This is a genomic window from Rhizobium brockwellii (assembly GCF_000769405.2).
Lineage (GTDB): Bacteria > Pseudomonadota > Alphaproteobacteria > Rhizobiales > Rhizobiaceae > Rhizobium > Rhizobium brockwellii.
In genome coordinates, this window is sequence record NZ_CP053439.1 from 2453534 (window position 1) to 2469638 (window position 16105).

Annotated in this window: 18 protein-coding genes and 1 pseudogene; 13 read left to right on the forward strand and 6 right to left on the reverse strand. The window is 63.6% G+C overall.

Features of this window, described 5'->3' with window-relative positions:
* Position 1: 1 nt before the first annotated feature.
* From RLCC275e_RS12280 to dhaK, 9 genes are read left to right on the forward strand one after another with little or no spacing between them, the layout of a single operon-like run.
* Positions 2-1099 (forward strand): ABC transporter ATP-binding protein, encoded by a 1098-nt coding sequence (locus RLCC275e_RS12280; protein ID WP_033182195.1) that lies wholly within the window; start codon positions 2-4, stop codon positions 1097-1099.
* On the forward strand, positions 1092-2099 hold the full coding sequence (locus RLCC275e_RS12285; protein ID WP_033182194.1) for an ABC transporter ATP-binding protein: 1008 nt from the start codon (positions 1092-1094) through the stop codon (positions 2097-2099). The genes RLCC275e_RS12280 and RLCC275e_RS12285 overlap by 8 nt, the downstream gene beginning before the upstream one ends.
* A 53-nt stretch (positions 2100-2152) precedes the next feature.
* On the forward strand, positions 2153-3796 hold the full coding sequence (locus RLCC275e_RS12290; protein ID WP_033182193.1) for a dihydroxyacetone kinase subunit DhaK: 1644 nt from the start codon (positions 2153-2155) through the stop codon (positions 3794-3796).
* Positions 3797-3842: 46 nt separating this feature from the next.
* Complete coding sequence (gene dhaL, locus RLCC275e_RS12295) at positions 3843-4463, forward strand: dihydroxyacetone kinase subunit DhaL (protein ID WP_033182192.1); 621 nt, start codon at positions 3843-3845, stop codon at positions 4461-4463.
* Positions 4460-4858 (forward strand): dihydroxyacetone kinase phosphoryl donor subunit DhaM, encoded by a 399-nt coding sequence (gene dhaM, locus RLCC275e_RS12300; RefSeq protein ID WP_033182191.1) that lies wholly within the window; start codon positions 4460-4462, stop codon positions 4856-4858. The genes dhaL and dhaM overlap by 4 nt, the downstream gene beginning before the upstream one ends.
* Positions 4858-5202, forward strand: coding sequence for an HPr family phosphocarrier protein (locus RLCC275e_RS12305; protein ID WP_018074530.1), 345 nt, complete (start codon positions 4858-4860; stop codon positions 5200-5202). The genes dhaM and RLCC275e_RS12305 overlap by 1 nt, the downstream gene beginning before the upstream one ends.
* Positions 5186-6793: a putative PEP-binding protein gene (locus RLCC275e_RS12310; RefSeq protein WP_033182190.1), complete on the forward strand. Its 1608-nt coding sequence runs from the start codon at positions 5186-5188 to the stop codon at positions 6791-6793. The genes RLCC275e_RS12305 and RLCC275e_RS12310 overlap by 17 nt, the downstream gene beginning before the upstream one ends.
* A gap of 1 nt (position 6794) precedes the next feature.
* Entirely contained in the window at positions 6795-7208 is a 414-nt protein-coding gene (locus tag RLCC275e_RS12315; protein WP_011652427.1) for a hypothetical protein, read from the forward strand.
* 58 nt (positions 7209-7266) lie between these two features.
* On the forward strand, positions 7267-8259 hold the full coding sequence (gene dhaK, locus RLCC275e_RS12320) for a dihydroxyacetone kinase subunit DhaK (RefSeq protein ID WP_033182189.1): 993 nt from the start codon (positions 7267-7269) through the stop codon (positions 8257-8259).
* A 10-nt stretch (positions 8260-8269) separates the two neighbouring features.
* Here dhaK and RLCC275e_RS12325 read toward each other — a convergent pair whose 3' ends face one another.
* The 3 genes from RLCC275e_RS12325 to RLCC275e_RS12335 form a co-directional block, all read right to left on the reverse strand.
* On the reverse strand, positions 8270-8998 hold the full coding sequence (locus RLCC275e_RS12325) for an esterase family protein (RefSeq protein ID WP_033182188.1): 729 nt from the start codon (positions 8996-8998) through the stop codon (positions 8270-8272).
* Positions 8995-9954: an acetylxylan esterase gene (locus tag RLCC275e_RS12330; RefSeq protein WP_033182187.1), complete on the reverse strand. Its 960-nt coding sequence runs from the start codon at positions 9952-9954 to the stop codon at positions 8995-8997. The genes RLCC275e_RS12325 and RLCC275e_RS12330 overlap by 4 nt, the downstream gene beginning before the upstream one ends.
* 89 nt (positions 9955-10043) lie before the next feature.
* On the reverse strand, positions 10044-10664 hold the full coding sequence (locus RLCC275e_RS12335; protein ID WP_033182186.1) for an NAD(P)H-dependent oxidoreductase: 621 nt from the start codon (positions 10662-10664) through the stop codon (positions 10044-10046).
* A gap of 94 nt (positions 10665-10758) precedes the next feature.
* On the opposite strand from RLCC275e_RS12335, the gene RLCC275e_RS12340 reads away from it, so the two are divergent.
* The 3 genes and pseudogenes from RLCC275e_RS12340 to RLCC275e_RS12350 all read left to right on the forward strand — a co-directional run bounded on the left by RLCC275e_RS12340 (position 10759) and on the right by RLCC275e_RS12350 (position 12983).
* Entirely contained in the window at positions 10759-11430 is a 672-nt protein-coding gene (locus RLCC275e_RS12340; RefSeq protein WP_033182185.1) for a TetR/AcrR family transcriptional regulator, read from the forward strand.
* Between the two features lie 9 nt (positions 11431-11439).
* Positions 11440-11622, forward strand: a pseudogene (locus RLCC275e_RS12345) (isochorismatase family protein); the annotation flags it as partial.
* A 14-nt stretch (positions 11623-11636) separates the two neighbouring features.
* The gene (locus RLCC275e_RS12350) at positions 11637-12983 is read left to right on the forward strand and encodes an epoxide hydrolase family protein (RefSeq protein ID WP_033182184.1); all 1347 of its coding nucleotides are present in this window, start codon (positions 11637-11639) and stop codon (positions 12981-12983) included.
* A gap of 82 nt (positions 12984-13065) precedes the next feature.
* Here RLCC275e_RS12350 and RLCC275e_RS12355 read toward each other — a convergent pair whose 3' ends face one another.
* Complete coding sequence (locus RLCC275e_RS12355) at positions 13066-13848, reverse strand: alpha/beta fold hydrolase (protein WP_033182183.1); 783 nt, start codon at positions 13846-13848, stop codon at positions 13066-13068.
* A gap of 372 nt (positions 13849-14220) precedes the next feature.
* Here RLCC275e_RS12355 and RLCC275e_RS12360 point away from each other — a divergent pair, with 372 nt between their 5' ends.
* Positions 14221-14913 (forward strand): GntR family transcriptional regulator, encoded by a 693-nt coding sequence (locus tag RLCC275e_RS12360; protein WP_033182182.1) that lies wholly within the window; start codon positions 14221-14223, stop codon positions 14911-14913.
* Positions 14914-14918: 5 nt separating this feature from the next.
* Here RLCC275e_RS12360 and RLCC275e_RS12365 read toward each other — a convergent pair whose 3' ends face one another.
* Together RLCC275e_RS12365 and RLCC275e_RS12370 are read right to left on the reverse strand one after the other, a co-directional pair.
* Positions 14919-15314, reverse strand: coding sequence for a hypothetical protein (locus RLCC275e_RS12365; protein ID WP_003540671.1), 396 nt, complete (start codon positions 15312-15314; stop codon positions 14919-14921).
* A 120-nt stretch (positions 15315-15434) separates the two neighbouring features.
* Positions 15435-16046 (reverse strand): O-methyltransferase, encoded by a 612-nt coding sequence (locus RLCC275e_RS12370; protein WP_033182181.1) that lies wholly within the window; start codon positions 16044-16046, stop codon positions 15435-15437.
* Positions 16047-16105 lie beyond the last annotated feature (59 nt).

The following is a 16105-nucleotide window of genomic DNA, read 5'->3' on the forward strand; positions in this document are numbered from 1 at the left end:
CATGGCGGACATCCGGATCGAAAATCTCCGCAAAGAGTTCGGCAGTTTCGTCGCCGTCCAGGATTCCAGTTTCATCGTCCATGACGGCGAGTTCCTGGCGCTTCTCGGTCCATCAGGCTGCGGCAAGACGACGACGCTGCGCATGATCGCTGGCCTCGAACTGCCGAGCAGCGGCAAGATTTATCTCGACGGCGAGGACGTCACCTTCAACCGCGCCAGCGCCCGCGACATCGCCTTCGTCTTCCAACTCTTCGCGCTCTACCCGCATATGAACGTGCGCAAGAATATCGGCTTCCCGCTGCTGTCGCAGGGCATGCCCAAGGCTGAAATCCGTCAGCGTGTCGAGGAGACCGCGCGTCTGCTGCAGATCGACCATATTCTCAACCGCTCGGTCTCGGGCCTTGCCGGCGGCGACCGGCAGCGCGTGGCGCTCGGCCGTGCCATCGTCCGGCGTCCGAAATGCTTCCTGATGGACGAGCCGCTCGGCACGCTCGACGCCGAATTCCGCGAGATCATGGTTCACGAACTGCGCGAACTGCACAACCGCATCCACGCCACCACCGTCTACGTGACCCATGACCAGCACGAGGCGATGGCGATGGCCGACAAGATCGCAGTCATGAACCATGGCGTCATCGAGCAATTCGGGACGCCGCAGGAGATCTATGCCAAGCCGGCGACCATGTATGTGGCCGATTTCATCGGCTCGCCGCCGATGAACTTCATGCGCTTCACCTCGGGTCTGAAGAGCGGCGACCGCTCCATCCTGCTCGACGGCATCGATGTCGCCGTTCCCGAGATCCACCAGGACATGGCCGAGAGCGAGCTGGCCCTCGGCGTGCGGCCGGAGCATATCCGCTTCAGCGACGCCTCGGCGCTCCGCGGTGCCGTCTATGGCAGCGAATATCTCGGCACCAACCAGGTCGTCGCTGTGGAAACCCCGGGCGGCCTGATCAAGGCCCGCGTTCCTGCCAATCGCAGCTTCCAGATCGGCGAGAGGGTCGGCCTCGAATTCAATCCGGCCAAACTCGCGCTCTTCGACTGCACATCGGGCCGCGCGGTGCCATCTCAGCTCTATCAGGAGACCCGGCATGGCTGATGTCGTCCTCAGGAACCTCGCCAAACGCTTCGGCGACACCCAGGCTTTGGCTGACCTCGATCTTTCGATCCGCGACGGCGAGTTCGTCGTGCTGCTCGGTCCCACCGGCGCTGGCAAGACTACGACGCTGCGGCTGATCGCCGGCCTCGAAAAGCCCGATAGCGGCGGCATCGAGATCGGCGGCCGCAATGTCGCCGCCGAGGCGCCCGCCGAACGCGACGTCGCCTTCGTCTTCCAGCAATATTCGCTCTATCCGCATATGACGGTTTACGAGAACCTCGCCTTCCCGCTGAAGGCGCCGGTCCGCAAACTCAGCACTGCGGAGATCGACCGGCGCGTGCGCGAAGTCGCACGTATGGTCCGGATCGACCACAAGCTGGAGAACCGCTCGACCAGGCTTTCCGGCGGCGAGATGCAACGTGTCGCGATCGGCCGCGCGCTGGTGCGCCGGCCGGCGATCTATCTGATGGATGAACCGCTGTCCTCGCTCGACGCCAAGCTGCGCGCCGAACTGCGCCTGGAGCTGAAGCGTATCCAAAAGGAACTCGGCTCGACGCTGCTCTATGTCACCCACGACCAGGTGGAAGCCATGACCATGGCCGACCGTATCGGCATCGTCGCCGAGGGCCGGCTGATGCAAGTCGGAACGCCGCGCGAGATCTACGGCAATCCCGCCAACCTGCATGTCGCCGCCCGCCTCGGCCAGCCGCACATCAACCTGTTGCCGGCCGACCTGCTTCCCGGCGGCCAGCCGCCGGCCGGCACGAAGACGGTCGGCGCCCGCACCGAACATCTCGACATCATTGTCGGCAAGGATGCCAATGCCGAGATCGACTGGATCGAGCATCTCGGCGACCAGAACCATCTGCACATCAGGGCTGGCAATCACAAGCTCGTCACACTTGCGGATCCATATCTGGCGATCGCACCGGGAGACCGGATCAGCCTGACGTTGCGCGATCCGCTTTATTTCGACGCGAGTGGACAGCGCCTGTCCTGACCGGCAAACAGACTTGATGATGGCATGAAAAACAAACAGACGGGTCTCAATCGATGAAACACTTCTTCAACCGCAGGGAAAACATCGTCACCGAAGCCTTGGACGGTCTGCTTCTGACGAGCAGCAAGGGTCGTCTTGCCCGCCTCGACAGCTTTCCCGACATCAAGGTGATCCTGCGTGCGGACTGGGACAAGTCGAAGGTGGCGATCATCTCAGGCGGCGGCGCCGGCCATGAGCCCTCCCATGCCGGCTTCGTCGGTAGGGGCATGCTGACGGCTGCCGTATCCGGCGAGATTTTCGCCTCGCCGAGCGTCGATGCCGTGCTGACGGCGATCCGCGCCGTGACCGGCGAAAAGGGCGCCCTGCTGATCGTCAAGAACTACACTGGCGACCGGCTGAATTTCGGCCTCGCCGCCGAAAAGGCGCGCGCCGAGGGCTTCGACGTCGAGATGGTCATCGTCGCCGACGATATCGCCATCCCCGGCATCAACCAGCCGCGCGGCGTCGCCGGCACGCTGTTCGTCCACAAGATATCGGGCTATCACGCCGAAAGGGGCGAGGACCTGAAGACGGTCGCAGCCCATGCCGCGGCTGCGGCCGGCGACATCGTCTCGCTCGGCATGTCGCTCTCCACCTGCAGCGTGCCCGGCCAGTCGCACGAAGATCGTCTCGGCGAGAACGAAGGCGAACTCGGCCTCGGCATCCATGGCGAGCCGGGCGTCGAGCGCATCGCTTTGCAGCCGGTTGCCGATATCGTCTCCACCATGGTGGCGCGCCTAACCCCGACGCTACGCGAGGGCGGAAACCACGGGCTCCTCATCAACAATCTCGGCGCCGTGCCGCCGCTCGAAATGACCGTCATCGCCAATGCCGTGCTGTCCTCGCCGCTTGGCCGCCGCGTCCGGCTGATCATTGGCCCGGCGCCGATGATGACCGCGCTCAACATGAACGGCTTCTCGCTGTCGCTGATCCGGCTGGACGCCGTGCGTGAGGCCGCGCTGACGGCAGCGGTCGAGCCGCATGCCTGGATGCCGGCCGTCGAACGCCACGAGATCAGGGTCATCGCCGCACCGAGAACATCGGCCGCCTTGAACGGCGCGAAAGGCGCAGCTGGAGATGACGCCCACAACCGGCGCCTGATCACGGCACTCTGCGAACATCTGATCTCGCAGGAAAGCGAACTCAACCGGCTGGATGGCCGCGTCGGCGATGGCGATACCGGCTCGACGGTGGCGACGGGCGCCCGCAGCGTGCTGGCTCGCCTCGACACGCTGCCGCTCGACCGGCCGGCGGCAACGCTTGCCTCGCTCGGCGATATCCTGGGCACCAGCATGGGCGGATCGAGCGGCGTGCTGCTGTCGATCTTCTTCACCGCAGCAGCAAAGGCGATGGCCGACAAGGCCGATATATCAGCAGCCCTTATTGCCGGGCTCGACAGGATGACGTTCTATGGCGGAGCCGAAGTCGGCGACCGGACGATGGTCGATGCGCTGTCGCCTGCCCTGCAGGCGCTCGCATCCGGCGATGTCGCGGCGGCGGCCAGGGCTGCTGCCGCAGGTGCGGAGTCGACGAAGACGATGATGAAGGCGAGAGCCGGCCGCGCCTCGTATGTTGGCGAAAGGGATCTGGCCGGTGTCGCCGATCCCGGCGCCGTCGCGGTTGCCGGCGCGTTCGGTGTGGCGGCAAGCCTCGCCTGACCGGCGTGAAATTCAAAAGCCCGCGGGAGGCGCGGCGACAGGGAGGATGGCAGTGCAGGCGGAACCGGTGCTTGTGGCAGGATTGATTGAGGTGTGCCGCGCGACGATCGCGGAAAACAGCGATCATCTCTGCGCGCTCGATCGCGCCATCGGCGATGGCGATCACGGAACCAACATGCGGCGCGGCTGCGAGGCGGTGAGCGCCGAAGGCGAGAACCTCTCCAGCCTGCCCTTCCCCGACGCCATGGAAAAGATCGGTCTGACGCTGGTGATGAATGTCGGCGGTGCGGCCGGGCCACTCTACGGCACGCTGCTGATGGAGATCGGCCGCGAGCTTCGCAGAAGTGACGAAAAGGCCGATTTTTCGCAGGTGCTGAAACAGGCGATCGATGCCGTCGCAAGACGCGGTCGGGCGCATGCCGGCGACAAAACCCTGCTCGACGTGCTCTATCCCGTGCATGCGGCACTCGCCAGCCGCTCGCCGCTCGGCGCAATCGCCCGCAGGGCCGAGCGTTCCGCCAACCGCACCGCTGACATGAAGGCGATGCGCGGGCGCGCCGCCTATCTCGGCGACCGCTCGATCGGTCATGTCGATCCCGGCGCGTCGAGCTGCGCGCTGCTGACCACGGCGATCTGCCGCTATCTCGGGGAGCATCGTCCGCAATGAATGGAAAGACCGCAAATGTGGGTATCGTGATCGTCTCCCACTCGCCGCTGGTGGCAAGGGGAATCGCCGATATGGTGCGACAGATGGTGGGCGACAGCGTGCCGCTCGCCTGGTCGGGCGGCAATGCCCATGGCGAGCTCGGCACCGATGCCGGCGGCATTCTGAAGGCGATCGAAGCCGCCTGGTCCGATGCCGGCGTCGCCGTCTTCGTCGATCTCGGCGGTGCCGAAACCAACAGCGAGATGGCGATCGAGATGCTGGGCCTTCCCCGCGCGACCCTCGTCTCCATCTGCAACGCGCCCTTGGTCGAAGGCGCCGTCATCGCCGCCGCCGAGGCGTCGGGGGGCGCGTCATTGGCCAAGGTCGTCGCCACAGCCGAGGAACTGTCCCCCTGATGACAACAGGATTGCGTAGTGAAAAACAGGAGCCCCATCCATTGCACGTGAATTGCCAGACGGAGGTAGAAGTCAAGCACGGCGTCGGGCTGCATGCCCGCCCCTCCGTTACCTTCACGCGGCTTGCCAAGTCCTTCCCCTGTTCGATCGAGATCGCCGTCAACGGTAGCGACGTCTGGCTGAACGGCAAGAGCATCATCAAGATCATGGGCGCGAAAATCCGAAAAGGATCGATCCTCAGGATTCGCGCCGACGGCATTCTCGCCGAGGAGGCGATCCGCGCGCTGAAGGAACTCATCGAGCGCAACTTCGATGAGGAAAAGAAACATGGCCGCACCGCTTAGGCTGACAGCAAAGAGCGCATCCCCGGGCATCGCATCCGGCCCGGCCTTTCTCGCGGAGGAGCCGAAGGCTCCTTCCGCTGCCGAGCAGCCGGACACCGCCCCTGCGTCCCGAGCCGTCGGGGGATACGGCGCGCTGGAGAAGGCGATCGACATCTCGATCAGCGAACTCGAGCACCTTGCCGATGGAGCCGACGCCGAAAGCCGGGATATCATCGATTTCCAGATCGAGGTGCTGCGCGATCCGACGATCGCGGAAGCGACCGGCGCACGCCTGGAAGCCGACGAGAATGTCGTCTTTGCCTGGGTCGCCACCCTCGACGCCTATATCGGCGAACTCGAAGCGGCCGATGAAGAGCAGATGCGGGCACGCGCCGTCGATATTCTCGACATCAAGAACCGCGTGCTCGGCGCGCTCGCCGGCACCCCGATCGCCGATTTCCCGCCTGGCTCGGTCTTCGTCGGCAAGGACATGGAGCCGAGCCGCTTTCTCGCCCATGACTGGTCGAAAGGCGGCGGCATCGCGCTGTTCGCAGGCAGCACCGCCGGCCATGTCGCCCTGCTCGCCCGGGCGAAATCGGTGCCGATGGTGATCGGCACAGGCCGCTTTTCAGCCGCAGACGGAGATCCTGTCAGCGTGGATGGCAACGCCGGTGCGGTCATCCTGCAGGCGGGCAGCATGCTGATCCCGCCGCTCGCGCCTGCACAAGAACCCGCCGGCGACACGCAAACCACCGGCGGCGAGTTGCGCACGGCGGACGGCGTGCCGATCCTGCTCTCGATCAACATCAACGATCCCGCCGAGATCGATGCGCTCGATCCGGCAACGGCAGGCGTCGGCCTGATGCGCTCGGAATTTTCGATAGCCTCAGTGGCCGATGCCGCCAATGAGGAACAGCAGTTGGCGATCTATCGCCGCGTGCTGGAGCAGGCAGGCGACAGGCCGGTAACGATCCGCATGCTCGATATCGGCGGCGACAAGCCGCTCCCCGGCCTGGAAGATCTGCCGGCTCTCTCCGCCTCAGGCCTGCGCGGCATACGGCTGCTGCTTGCCCGGCCGGAAGTCGCCCGCGTCCAGGCCCGGGCCCTGCTGCGCGCCGCGGTCTTCGGCAGCCTGTCCGTAATGCTGCCAATGGTGACCTTTCCCGACGAAATCGACAGGATGCGCGACATATTCCGCGAGGAAGCCGAAAAACTCGGCCGCCGTGCCCTGCCCCACAAAATGCCGCCGATCGGCATGATGGTGGAGGTACCATCAGCCGCATTGATGCTCGACGCCTTCGGGGCGGCAGCGTTCTTCTCGTTCGGAACCAACGACCTCACCCAATATCTTACCGCCTCCGCCCGCGACGATATCGACGCCGATGCCGGCAAGGCTGCACCCGCCGTGCTCCGGCTGCTCGCTCAGGCGGTGAAGCTGACCGCCGGCAAGCCGGTCAGCATCTGCGGCGACATGGCCGGCGACCCGCGCCATCTGCCGGGGCTGCTTGCCGCCGGCCTCCGGCATTTTTCCGTGGCGCCGGCCCGGCGTCCCGCGATAAGATCGGCGATCATCGGCCTCAACGCCGATGGCACAAGGGCAGCCGGAGAGTAGAATGGCGCGCGAAGACACCGAAGACGCCATTATCGCCTACAAGTCCATTCTGGCGCAGATTATCGACAATAGGCCATCCGGCACGCGCCAGCGCCTGGCGACGGCGCTTGGAAAACATCGCAGCTTCGTCACCCAGATCACCAGCCCGACCTATGCAACGCCGCTGCCGGCGCGCCATCTCGCCACAATCGTCCGCGTCTGCCATTTTAGCGCCGCCGAACAGGAGCGCTTTCTCGAAGCCTATCAGGCCGCCCATCCCGGCAAGCTGCCGGACCTCGGCCATTCCGAGAAATTGCGGCACCTGTCGCTGATGGTGCCCGACTTCGGCGATGACAGGAAAAACCGCCTATTGGAAGAGGCGATCTCCGATCTGGTGCAGAAGATCGTCGCGATTTCAGGGGCGAGTGAGCAGTGAATAGTGAGTAGTGAGCGGGTTGACGTAGCGTAATGCTTTTGGCCTTGGGAGGGGCTTGATGAAGAAGTTCATGAACACTGCGGAAACCATGGTCGCCGAAAGCGTCGAAGGCTTCGTGCGCGCCCATGAGGCCTTGGTGGTGTTCGGGCCTGAGCGCAGATGCATCCGCCGCCGCCATCCCACCGCTGGCAAGGTGGCGCTTATATCAGGCGGCGGCGCCGGCCATGAACCGATGCATATTGGCTTCGTCGGCCACGGCATGCTGGATGCCGCCTGCGTCGGCCATATCTTCACCTCGCCGACACCGAGCCAGATCATCGCCGCGATCGAAGAGGCCGATACCGGCGCCGGCTGCCTACTCGTGGTCAAGAACTATGACGGCGATCTGATGAATTTCGAAATGGCGATCGAGATGGCCGGCGACCGCCACAACATCGACATGGTCGTCGTCAGCGACGATATCGAGACATCAAGGTCCGGCGAAGGCAATGGCCGGCGCGGCGTTGCCGGAACGCTGATCGTCGAAAAGCTCCTGGGCGCTGCAGCCGAACGCGGCATGTCGCTTGCCGAATTGAAGCAGCTCGGCGAGGGATTGAACACACGCATCCGCTCGATGGGTGTCGCGCTGAACGGCGTGACGGTGCCGCAGACCGAGCGCACCACATTTTCGCTTGGGCCCGGCGAGATGGAAATGGGCGTCGGCATCCATGGAGAACCCGGCCATGCCAGGCAGCCCTTCGCCGCCTCCGACGCGATCATCGGCCATCTCTGCGAAACCATCGCCGGCGACATCGCGGTGGCGCCGGGTGCCCGGGCACTGCTCTTCGTCAACGGCCTCGGCGGCACGCCGCCGGCCGAACTCTACCTTGCCTATAACGGCGCCCGCCGCTTTATCGAGCAACGCGGCATTCCGATCGAACGCTCGCTTGTGGGAACCTACGTCACCTCGCTCGACATGCAAGGTCTGTCGGTCACCCTTGCCCTGCTGACCGACGAGGAGATCGCCCTCTGGGACGCGCCGGTAGCGACGGCGGCGCTGCATTGGCCATAACGGTGCCGCCTCAAATATAAAGCGCTGCCATCTTCCGCCAGGCGCCGGCGCGGTGGGCGCGTCCATCCCAGACATGCAGCTGATGGCCGATATGCTTTTCGCCGAGCAGCCGGCTGAGATAGCGGTTGTTGTCGAGGAAAGGGTCGGCGTCGCCAATGGTGAGAACGATGTCGCGCTCACGCAGCCTGTCGAGCCGCCAGTCGCTGCCGAGCCCTGGAAGAAAATGCGCCGGCGTGTGGAAATAGACGCTGTCATCGTAATAACCGTCGAACAGGTCGCCGAAGGATTCCACCTTCATCGTCAGGTCGTAGCGGCCGGAAAAGGCGACGAGCTTGCGGAAGAGATGCGGATGGCGAAAGAACAGGCTCGCCGCCTGGAAGGCGCCGAGGCTGCAGCCGTGCACGATGGTGCAGTCATGCGAATTCTTCGCCGCCATAAGCGGCAACACTTCGTGCAGGATATAATCCTCGAAGGCGCCATGCCGGCGGATGCGCTCGACCGGGTGACGGTGAAAGCCGTAAAAGGTTTCTGCCGCCAGGCCCTCGATGCAATAGAGCTGGAGATGGCCGGCTTCCAACTTGTCGGCGAGACTCGCGACGAGGCCGAGCTGTTCATATTCGAAGAAGCGCCCGTCCCGCGTCGGAAATACCAGAACCTTGGCGCCGGCATGGCCGAACACCAGCATCTCCATGTCTCGATGCAGCCGCTGACTATACCAGCGCAGATATTCGCGGTTCATGGCACCCTGAAAAACTGTCCGATCTTGTCGCGGAGAACCGCCTCTTGCTCAGCACTTCCAGGGTAATCGAAATGCCCGGCATCCAGGATGAAGATTTCATTAAATTTTGGTAGCGCATTTGCGACGGCGAACTGACAGGGCGGCGCGACGGAGGGATCGAAAAGGGCGACGGCCGTCAGCATCGGCACCTTGATCCGGCTGGCGGCGGTCGCCGCATCGTAGAAGCGTAACGTCTCCAGCACATCCGGGTGTTTCTTATGATACGCTTGCACCGACTGCGCGCTGCCGACGGTCGGCAGCGTCAGCCGCAGCGGCTGGTCCCCGAAGGTCGGCAGCGCCAGATGACCGCGATCGATACGCGGGTCGTAAGCGATCGCCATCGCCCCGAGACCGCCGCCGAAGCTGATGCCGCTATAGCCGATATGTCCTGACACCCAGGGATAGAGCGCAACCAGCGTCGAGACGGCAAGCCACAGATCCTCGACGCAGCCGCCGATGACATAGGATCCAGGCTTGTCGATATCGTGCAGCACATGCCAGGAGGGATTCTGCGAAATCGGCGGACGGGCGCTGAGCGACAGCCCGCGGCAGCAGGGAAAGAGCACCGCCGTTTCCTCGACCGGCAGATCGAAATCGGGACGATCCCGCCCGCCATAACCATGCCCGACGACAAGACCGCGCCGCACCTCCCCCTTACGCGGCAGGATGAGCCAACCGCCGATCCTGAATGAACTGGTCGAGATATAGACGAGATCGAGCACGTGCCAGTCGGCATGGGTGATCTTGCTCCGGCGCAGCACCGGCTGCGGATCGACCGCCAGCGCCTTGAGATACCGCGCCTTCCAGAAATCATCGAAGCCGGCAGGCGCCTCGGGCGGCTCGACCGCGAGAAGTTCTTCGAGCTGCATTCCGTAGGTCGGATCGAAATCGAAGGGATGTGTCGTCGGAATACTCATCCAAGGCTTGTCTCGTGAAAAAGCCGGCGGCGCAAGACTCTGCCCGCGCCAGCCAGCAAAACCGCGCCGTCGGATCTCGCGCTACATCGTTACGCCGCGTCGGCCGCCTTGCGTTGCCGGGAGGCATCAAAAAGCCTGCGGCCGATGACGCGCGCAGCCTCCAGATGAGCGGTCGCATGGTCCGGTCCGGCTTCGAACAGCACCTCTGATGTCACGACGCGGGCGCCGCAATAGTCGAAGATCCCGTGATCGATCTGCGTCTTAATGGCGCCGAAATAGCCGTGCCGCATATAGGTCCCGGCATCGGCGCCGCCGAGGCCGACCAGATGCACCGGCAGGCGGCCAAGCAGCTTCACCAGCCCGATATCCGGGCGATCGTCGTAAGCCCAGCCATTGGTGAACACCCGGTCGATCCATCCCTTGATAAGCCCCGGCATCGACCACCAGTAGACGGGATAGACGAGCACCAGCGCATCGGCGCGGTCGATCCTTGCCTGCTCGGCGGCAACGTCGGCGGGCAGCACCCCTTTCCTCAGATGCAGAGCGATATCGGCCGCGGAGAACCGGGGATCGAAGCCCTCGGCCGCGAGATCGGCAAACTCGACGGAATGGCCGGCATCGGAAAGTGTGACACCTTCGGCAAGACGGGCGGCGACGCCGTGGGTGAGCGACTGGGGATCGGGATGCGCGACGACGATGAGCGCGTGCATGCAGAAAACTCCTGTTGAATGATTGCGGAAGGAAGTCGCGGGCTGTATACCTTTGGTAAGCTACTTTCAGTAAAGTTACTTTTGGTATATAGTGATGTCAAGCGCCGAAATAACCGGTCAGCCGACCGATCCGCAACCGCGCCGCCGCCTGTCGCGGCAGGATCGGCATCGGCAGTTGCTCGACGTCGCTTGGCAGATCGTCCGTGACGAAGGAACGGAAGCGCTGACCCTCGGCCGGCTTTCCGAGCGGGCGGGCGTAACGAAACCCGTGGTCTATGATCATTTCGAAACCCGCCCCGGCCTGCTCGCAGCGCTCTACCGCGAATTCGACGCCCGCCAGACGGCTGTGATGGACGCAGCCCTTGCGGCAAGCCAGCCGTCGCTCGCCGACCGGGCCACAGTCATCGCCACCTCCTATGTCGACTGCGTGCTTCTTCAGGGCCGTGAAATCCCCGGCGTGATCGCAGCACTTGCCGGCTCGCCGGAACTCGAAAGGATCAAGCGCGAATACGAAGCGGCCTTCATCGAGAAATGCCGTATCGCGCTTTCGCCCTTTACCGGTGCCGGCACGATCGCCGCAGCCGGCCTCTGGGCCATGCTCGGCGCCGCCGAAGCCCTCTCCTATGCCGCCGCGTCGGGCGACATCACCGCCGTCGAGGCAAAGAACGAACTCTTCGAAACCATCGTCGCGATGGTGGCGAGAAGTATGGGCGGCGGCACGCATCCCGATCAGCTGCGCAATACGGCCGGCCTCGCATCCAGATGATCCGGCGGGAATACCTGTATCGAATCCACCGCCCGCTTCGCTATGGAACTCGGTTATTTCGCGACCTTGGTGAGCGACGCGACGGCCGCCTTCTCGCACCTAATGATGCATGCTGCGCACAAGCTGAACGGCCCGACCTACGCCCATGCTATTCTGACGACGGCCGAACTCTTGCCCAAGGCGTCTGCTTAAAAGGAGACAATGCCATGACCATGCTCTTCAAAATGCTCACAAGTGCCGGCTCGGAATCCCTGAACCGCGACCGACGGAGGTTCCTGACCACCGCGGCGATCGGGATCGCCGCCGCGGGCGCGACCAGCCTGTTTCCGTCCTATCCGGCATCGGCTGCCACGGGAGATGCGATCCGCCCGTTTCGCGTCGACACTCCCGAGGCGGACCTCCTCGACCTTCGCCGGCGCGTGCTGGCAACACGCTGGCCCGAACGCGAGACGGTCGACGATCAGTCGCAGGGCATACAGCTCGAAAAGATCAAGCCGCTCGTCGATTATTGGGGCACCGGCTACGACTGGCGAAAGGCGGAAGCGAAGCTGAACGCGCTGCCGCAATTCATCACCGAGATCGACGGCCTAGACATCCACTTCATTCACGTCCACTCGAAACATCCGAATGCCCTGCCCGTCATCATCACCCATGGCTGGCCGGGATCGGTATTCGAGAACCTCAAGATCATCGGCCCGCTCACCGATCCGACCGCTCATGGCGGACGCGCCGAAGATGCGTTCGACGTGGTCATTCCGTCGATGCCGGGCTACGGCTTCTCCGGCAAGCCGATCGGCACCGGCTGGGGCCCGGACCGCATCGCGCGGGCCTGGGCGGAACTGATGAAGCGCCTCGCTTACAGCAGCTACGTCGCCCAGGGCGGCGACTGGGGCTCGCCGGTCTCCGGCGCGATGGCACGGCTCGCGCCACAAGGTCTGCTCGGCATCCACATCAACCTGCCGGCTGTCGTGCCGCCCGAAGTAGCCGCGGTGCTCGCCGCGGGCGGGCCGGCGCCGCAGCGACTCTCCGCCGAGGAACGCGCGGCGTTCGATGCCCTCAGCGCCGCAGCCAAGATGGGGAACAGGTCCTATGCCACGATGATGGGCACGAGGCCGCAGACGATCGGCTACGCCATATCGGATTCCCCGGCCGGCCTTGCGGCATGGACGCTCGGTCATCCAGGCTTCACGCACTGGACCTACGACAGCAGCGATCCCGAAAAGTCTCCCGACGAGGTGCTCGACGACATCACGCTTTACTGGTTGACCAACAGCGCCGCTTCCTCGGCCCGGATCTACTGGGAATATGGCGGCGGGAGCAGTCCCGTCCTTGCGGCCGGGGAGAAGACCTCCAAGATCGCGCTTCCGGTCGCCATCACCGTCTTTCCTGGGGAGAGCTATCAGGCCCCGGAGACATGGGCCCGTCGCGCCTATCGCAACCTTATCTATTTCCACAAGGTCGACAAGGGCGGCCACTTCGCCGCCTGGGAGCAGCCCGAGCTCTTCTCCGCCGAGCTTCGAGCAGCGTTCAGGCCGCTGCGCCGACCGATATGAGAGGAGCGGCGGCCCCTCGCCGCGCAGGGATGTTGCCGCCTGGTATGATTGTCCATGATCGGCACCGGGATCGGCCTCGGCATCAGTCCGTATTCTGCCCCGCCGCCGTGAGGATCAGCTTTGTGATCTCGTCCGGGTGGGAGATCAACGACAGATGGCTGGCCTGGATTTCAATGGTCTTTGCTCCCATGCGTTTGGCCATGAAGCGTTCGAGATCGGGATTGATCGTCCGGTCCTCGGTCGAAACGGCATACCAACTCGGCTTCGAACGCCAGGCGGCCTGTGTCGTCTTGCCGGTCAGCAGCGCCTTCTGGAACGGTTGCTGCACGGCGTAAAGAACTTTCGCCTTCGTCTCCGGCAGGTCGCCGGCGAAATCGTGCAGGAAGGCTTCCTCGCTCAGCCGACCCTCGTCGCCATCGAAGACGATGCCGGCAGAAGCCGGCGGCGTTGGGAAGGTTTTGGCGAGGGCAGTATAATCCTCGCCCGCATCCGGCGCCCGCGCCGCGACATAGACGAGCGCCGAAACATCCGGGTGCACGCCGGCCTCCGTGACGATCATGCCGGAAAACGAATGCCCGACGAGAACCGTCGGGCCATCCTGCCGGTCGAGCACCCGCTTCACGGCAGCAACGGCCTCGGGCAGCGTCGTCAGCGGGTTCTGCACCGCCGTGGCATTGAGCCCAGCCGCCTGCAGGCGCGCGATCACCTCGGTCCAGCACGAGCCGTCGGCAAACAGACCGTGCGCCAGCACGACGTTGCGCGCCTTAACGAGAGCGGATGTCGCGGCCATACCGCGGGTAGCAAGCAGAGAAGCGGCGGCGCCGGCAACAAGGGCAGCCGAGAAAGTCCGTCTGTTCATCATCATGATCTGGTTCCTTATGCGTCCAGGAATTGAAGGATCGAAAGCATGCTGGTTCGGGACCGAAGAACCGAAGCCAAGTCGAAATCGGTTGGTCTGTAATGCCATGTCGGAACGGTTCGCTTTGCCCGGCGCGAGGCGCTGGCCTTCGTCGCGTTGCGGTTCCCGTCGTATTCAAATTCGGTATTTGAAGCGGCTTCGTGTATGCAAAAGCCTGCTTGCTGGAGATTTATGTATTCCCATCCGATATAAAGTCAATTATTGAATACGTAACAGCTTCGTGATGCTATCAGTGTATACGCCTAGCGGCACGTCAATCGCATTTGCATACACAATCGATCGAGCCGTCGATGCTGAAACAGATCGGAGATAACGGAAATGGCGAGTGGTTTCGAAACCGAGGATAACGGCGATGATCGCGGGTTGCTCTCCGACCGCATTCGCAACGCCCTGACGGACGAGATCGCCACCGGCACGCTGGCGGCGGGCGCAGCGTTGGACGAACAGCAGCTTGCCGATCGCTTCGGCGCCTCCCGCACGCCGGTTCGCGAAGCGCTGCGTCAGCTGGCGGCGGGCGGCCTCGTCGAGCTTCGCGCCCGGCGCGGCGGCGTCGTTGCCCGTATGACACCGGAGCGCATCATGGAAATGTTCGAGACGGTGGCCGAGATCGAGGCCATTTGCGTCAGGCTCGCCACCTACCGCATGACACCGCTGGAACGCAGCCATCTGATCGAACTGCACGACCTCTCAGAGCCGATCGTCGAGACCGGCGATTTCGATGCCTATGACAGCTTCAACCGCCAATTCCATGAAGCCATCTATCACGCCACCCACAATAGCTTCCTTGCCGAACAGGCGATCGCCGTGCGCAACCGCCTGAACGCCTTCCGGCGCACGCAGCTGCGCCAGGGCGAACGGCTCCGCCGATCCCGGGACGAACACGAGGCAATCATGCAGGCGATCGCCGAAGGCGACGGCGAGATGGCATCCCGGCGCATGCGCGCCCACATGCTGAACGCCGCCACCTCGCTCAGCCGTTTCATCGAAACCAACAAGCCGGGGGGAGTTTGACGTTCCTACGGCACGGGGCAGCGGTATTTATAGGCGATCAACGTCGTCATCAGCTCGTCGCCGGTGGCCTCGCGAATGCCGGGATTCTCTTCCAGGAATGTACACAACGTATTGCCGATTGCTTCCGCAGTCGTTCCAACCGGCACACAGACGTTTACTCCAACGGAGTTGGCAAAATACGCCGAGTTCACCATTGCTTTCGGCGCAGGAACGACTTCGGTGAAAATACGGCGGGCCAAATACTCGTCCCGGTTCCACTTGTCCAACCAACCCGCCACATATCCGACGACAAACTGCCGGGAGCCGCCGCAATCAGAATAAAGCAGATCACCGCTGGAAAATCCGGCGGGAATCTTTGCTGAAACCGTTGCCAACAGGGTGGCGATAAGAATGCCCGACATCACATCTCCAAAGCTCGCGATGGCGGAGCTTTGATCGGGAAAGTGTCGGAAATTAGCTTCAAACGTGTCATCTTTTTTGCTGCAACTAAAAACAAAATGGCCGCTAATCTCACCTCAGCCTCAATCGAACCGACTGACCTCAAGCCCGCTGCCGACCGGCAGCAGCACGCTTGATATCCCGGGCTTGGCACGGACAGCCTCGCCGTAGCGTTTGAGATCATCGCCTCCCGGGCGCAGCATGTTGTCGGCGACGATGATCGCGCCTGGATTGAGCTTGGGATAGAAAGCTTCGAGGCAGGGAACGTAGAGATCCTTCCAGAGATCCACCAGCACGAAGTCGATGCCCTGGGAAAGCTCGCCGATCATCTGGACCGCATCCCCAACCTTGAATTCCACATGCTCTGCGAGCCCTGCCTTGATGGCCATGTCGCGTGCGTAGGCAGACTTGTAGTCGTGCATTTCCATGGTGATCAGCCGCCCGCCGGAAGCGCGCGCGGCTTCCGCCAGCCATATCCCGGAATAACCGAAGGAGGTGCCGAGTTCGAGAATGGTCGGGCTCTTGAGGCTCTTGGCGAGGATATTGATGAACTGCCCGGTCGCGGGCCCGACCGCGCGCAACCGCTGATCCTGTCCTCCATCGCGGCCGCCGGGAGGCAGCCCGCGCGGGCTGTTATGCTCCGTCTCGATCATCGCGTGATAGATGTCGAGCACGTCCTGGATTCTGCTGTCCATTGTCTTCTCCATAACCGCTGATCGGCCGATCATTGCCCAACCGGAACGGCACCGGAAAG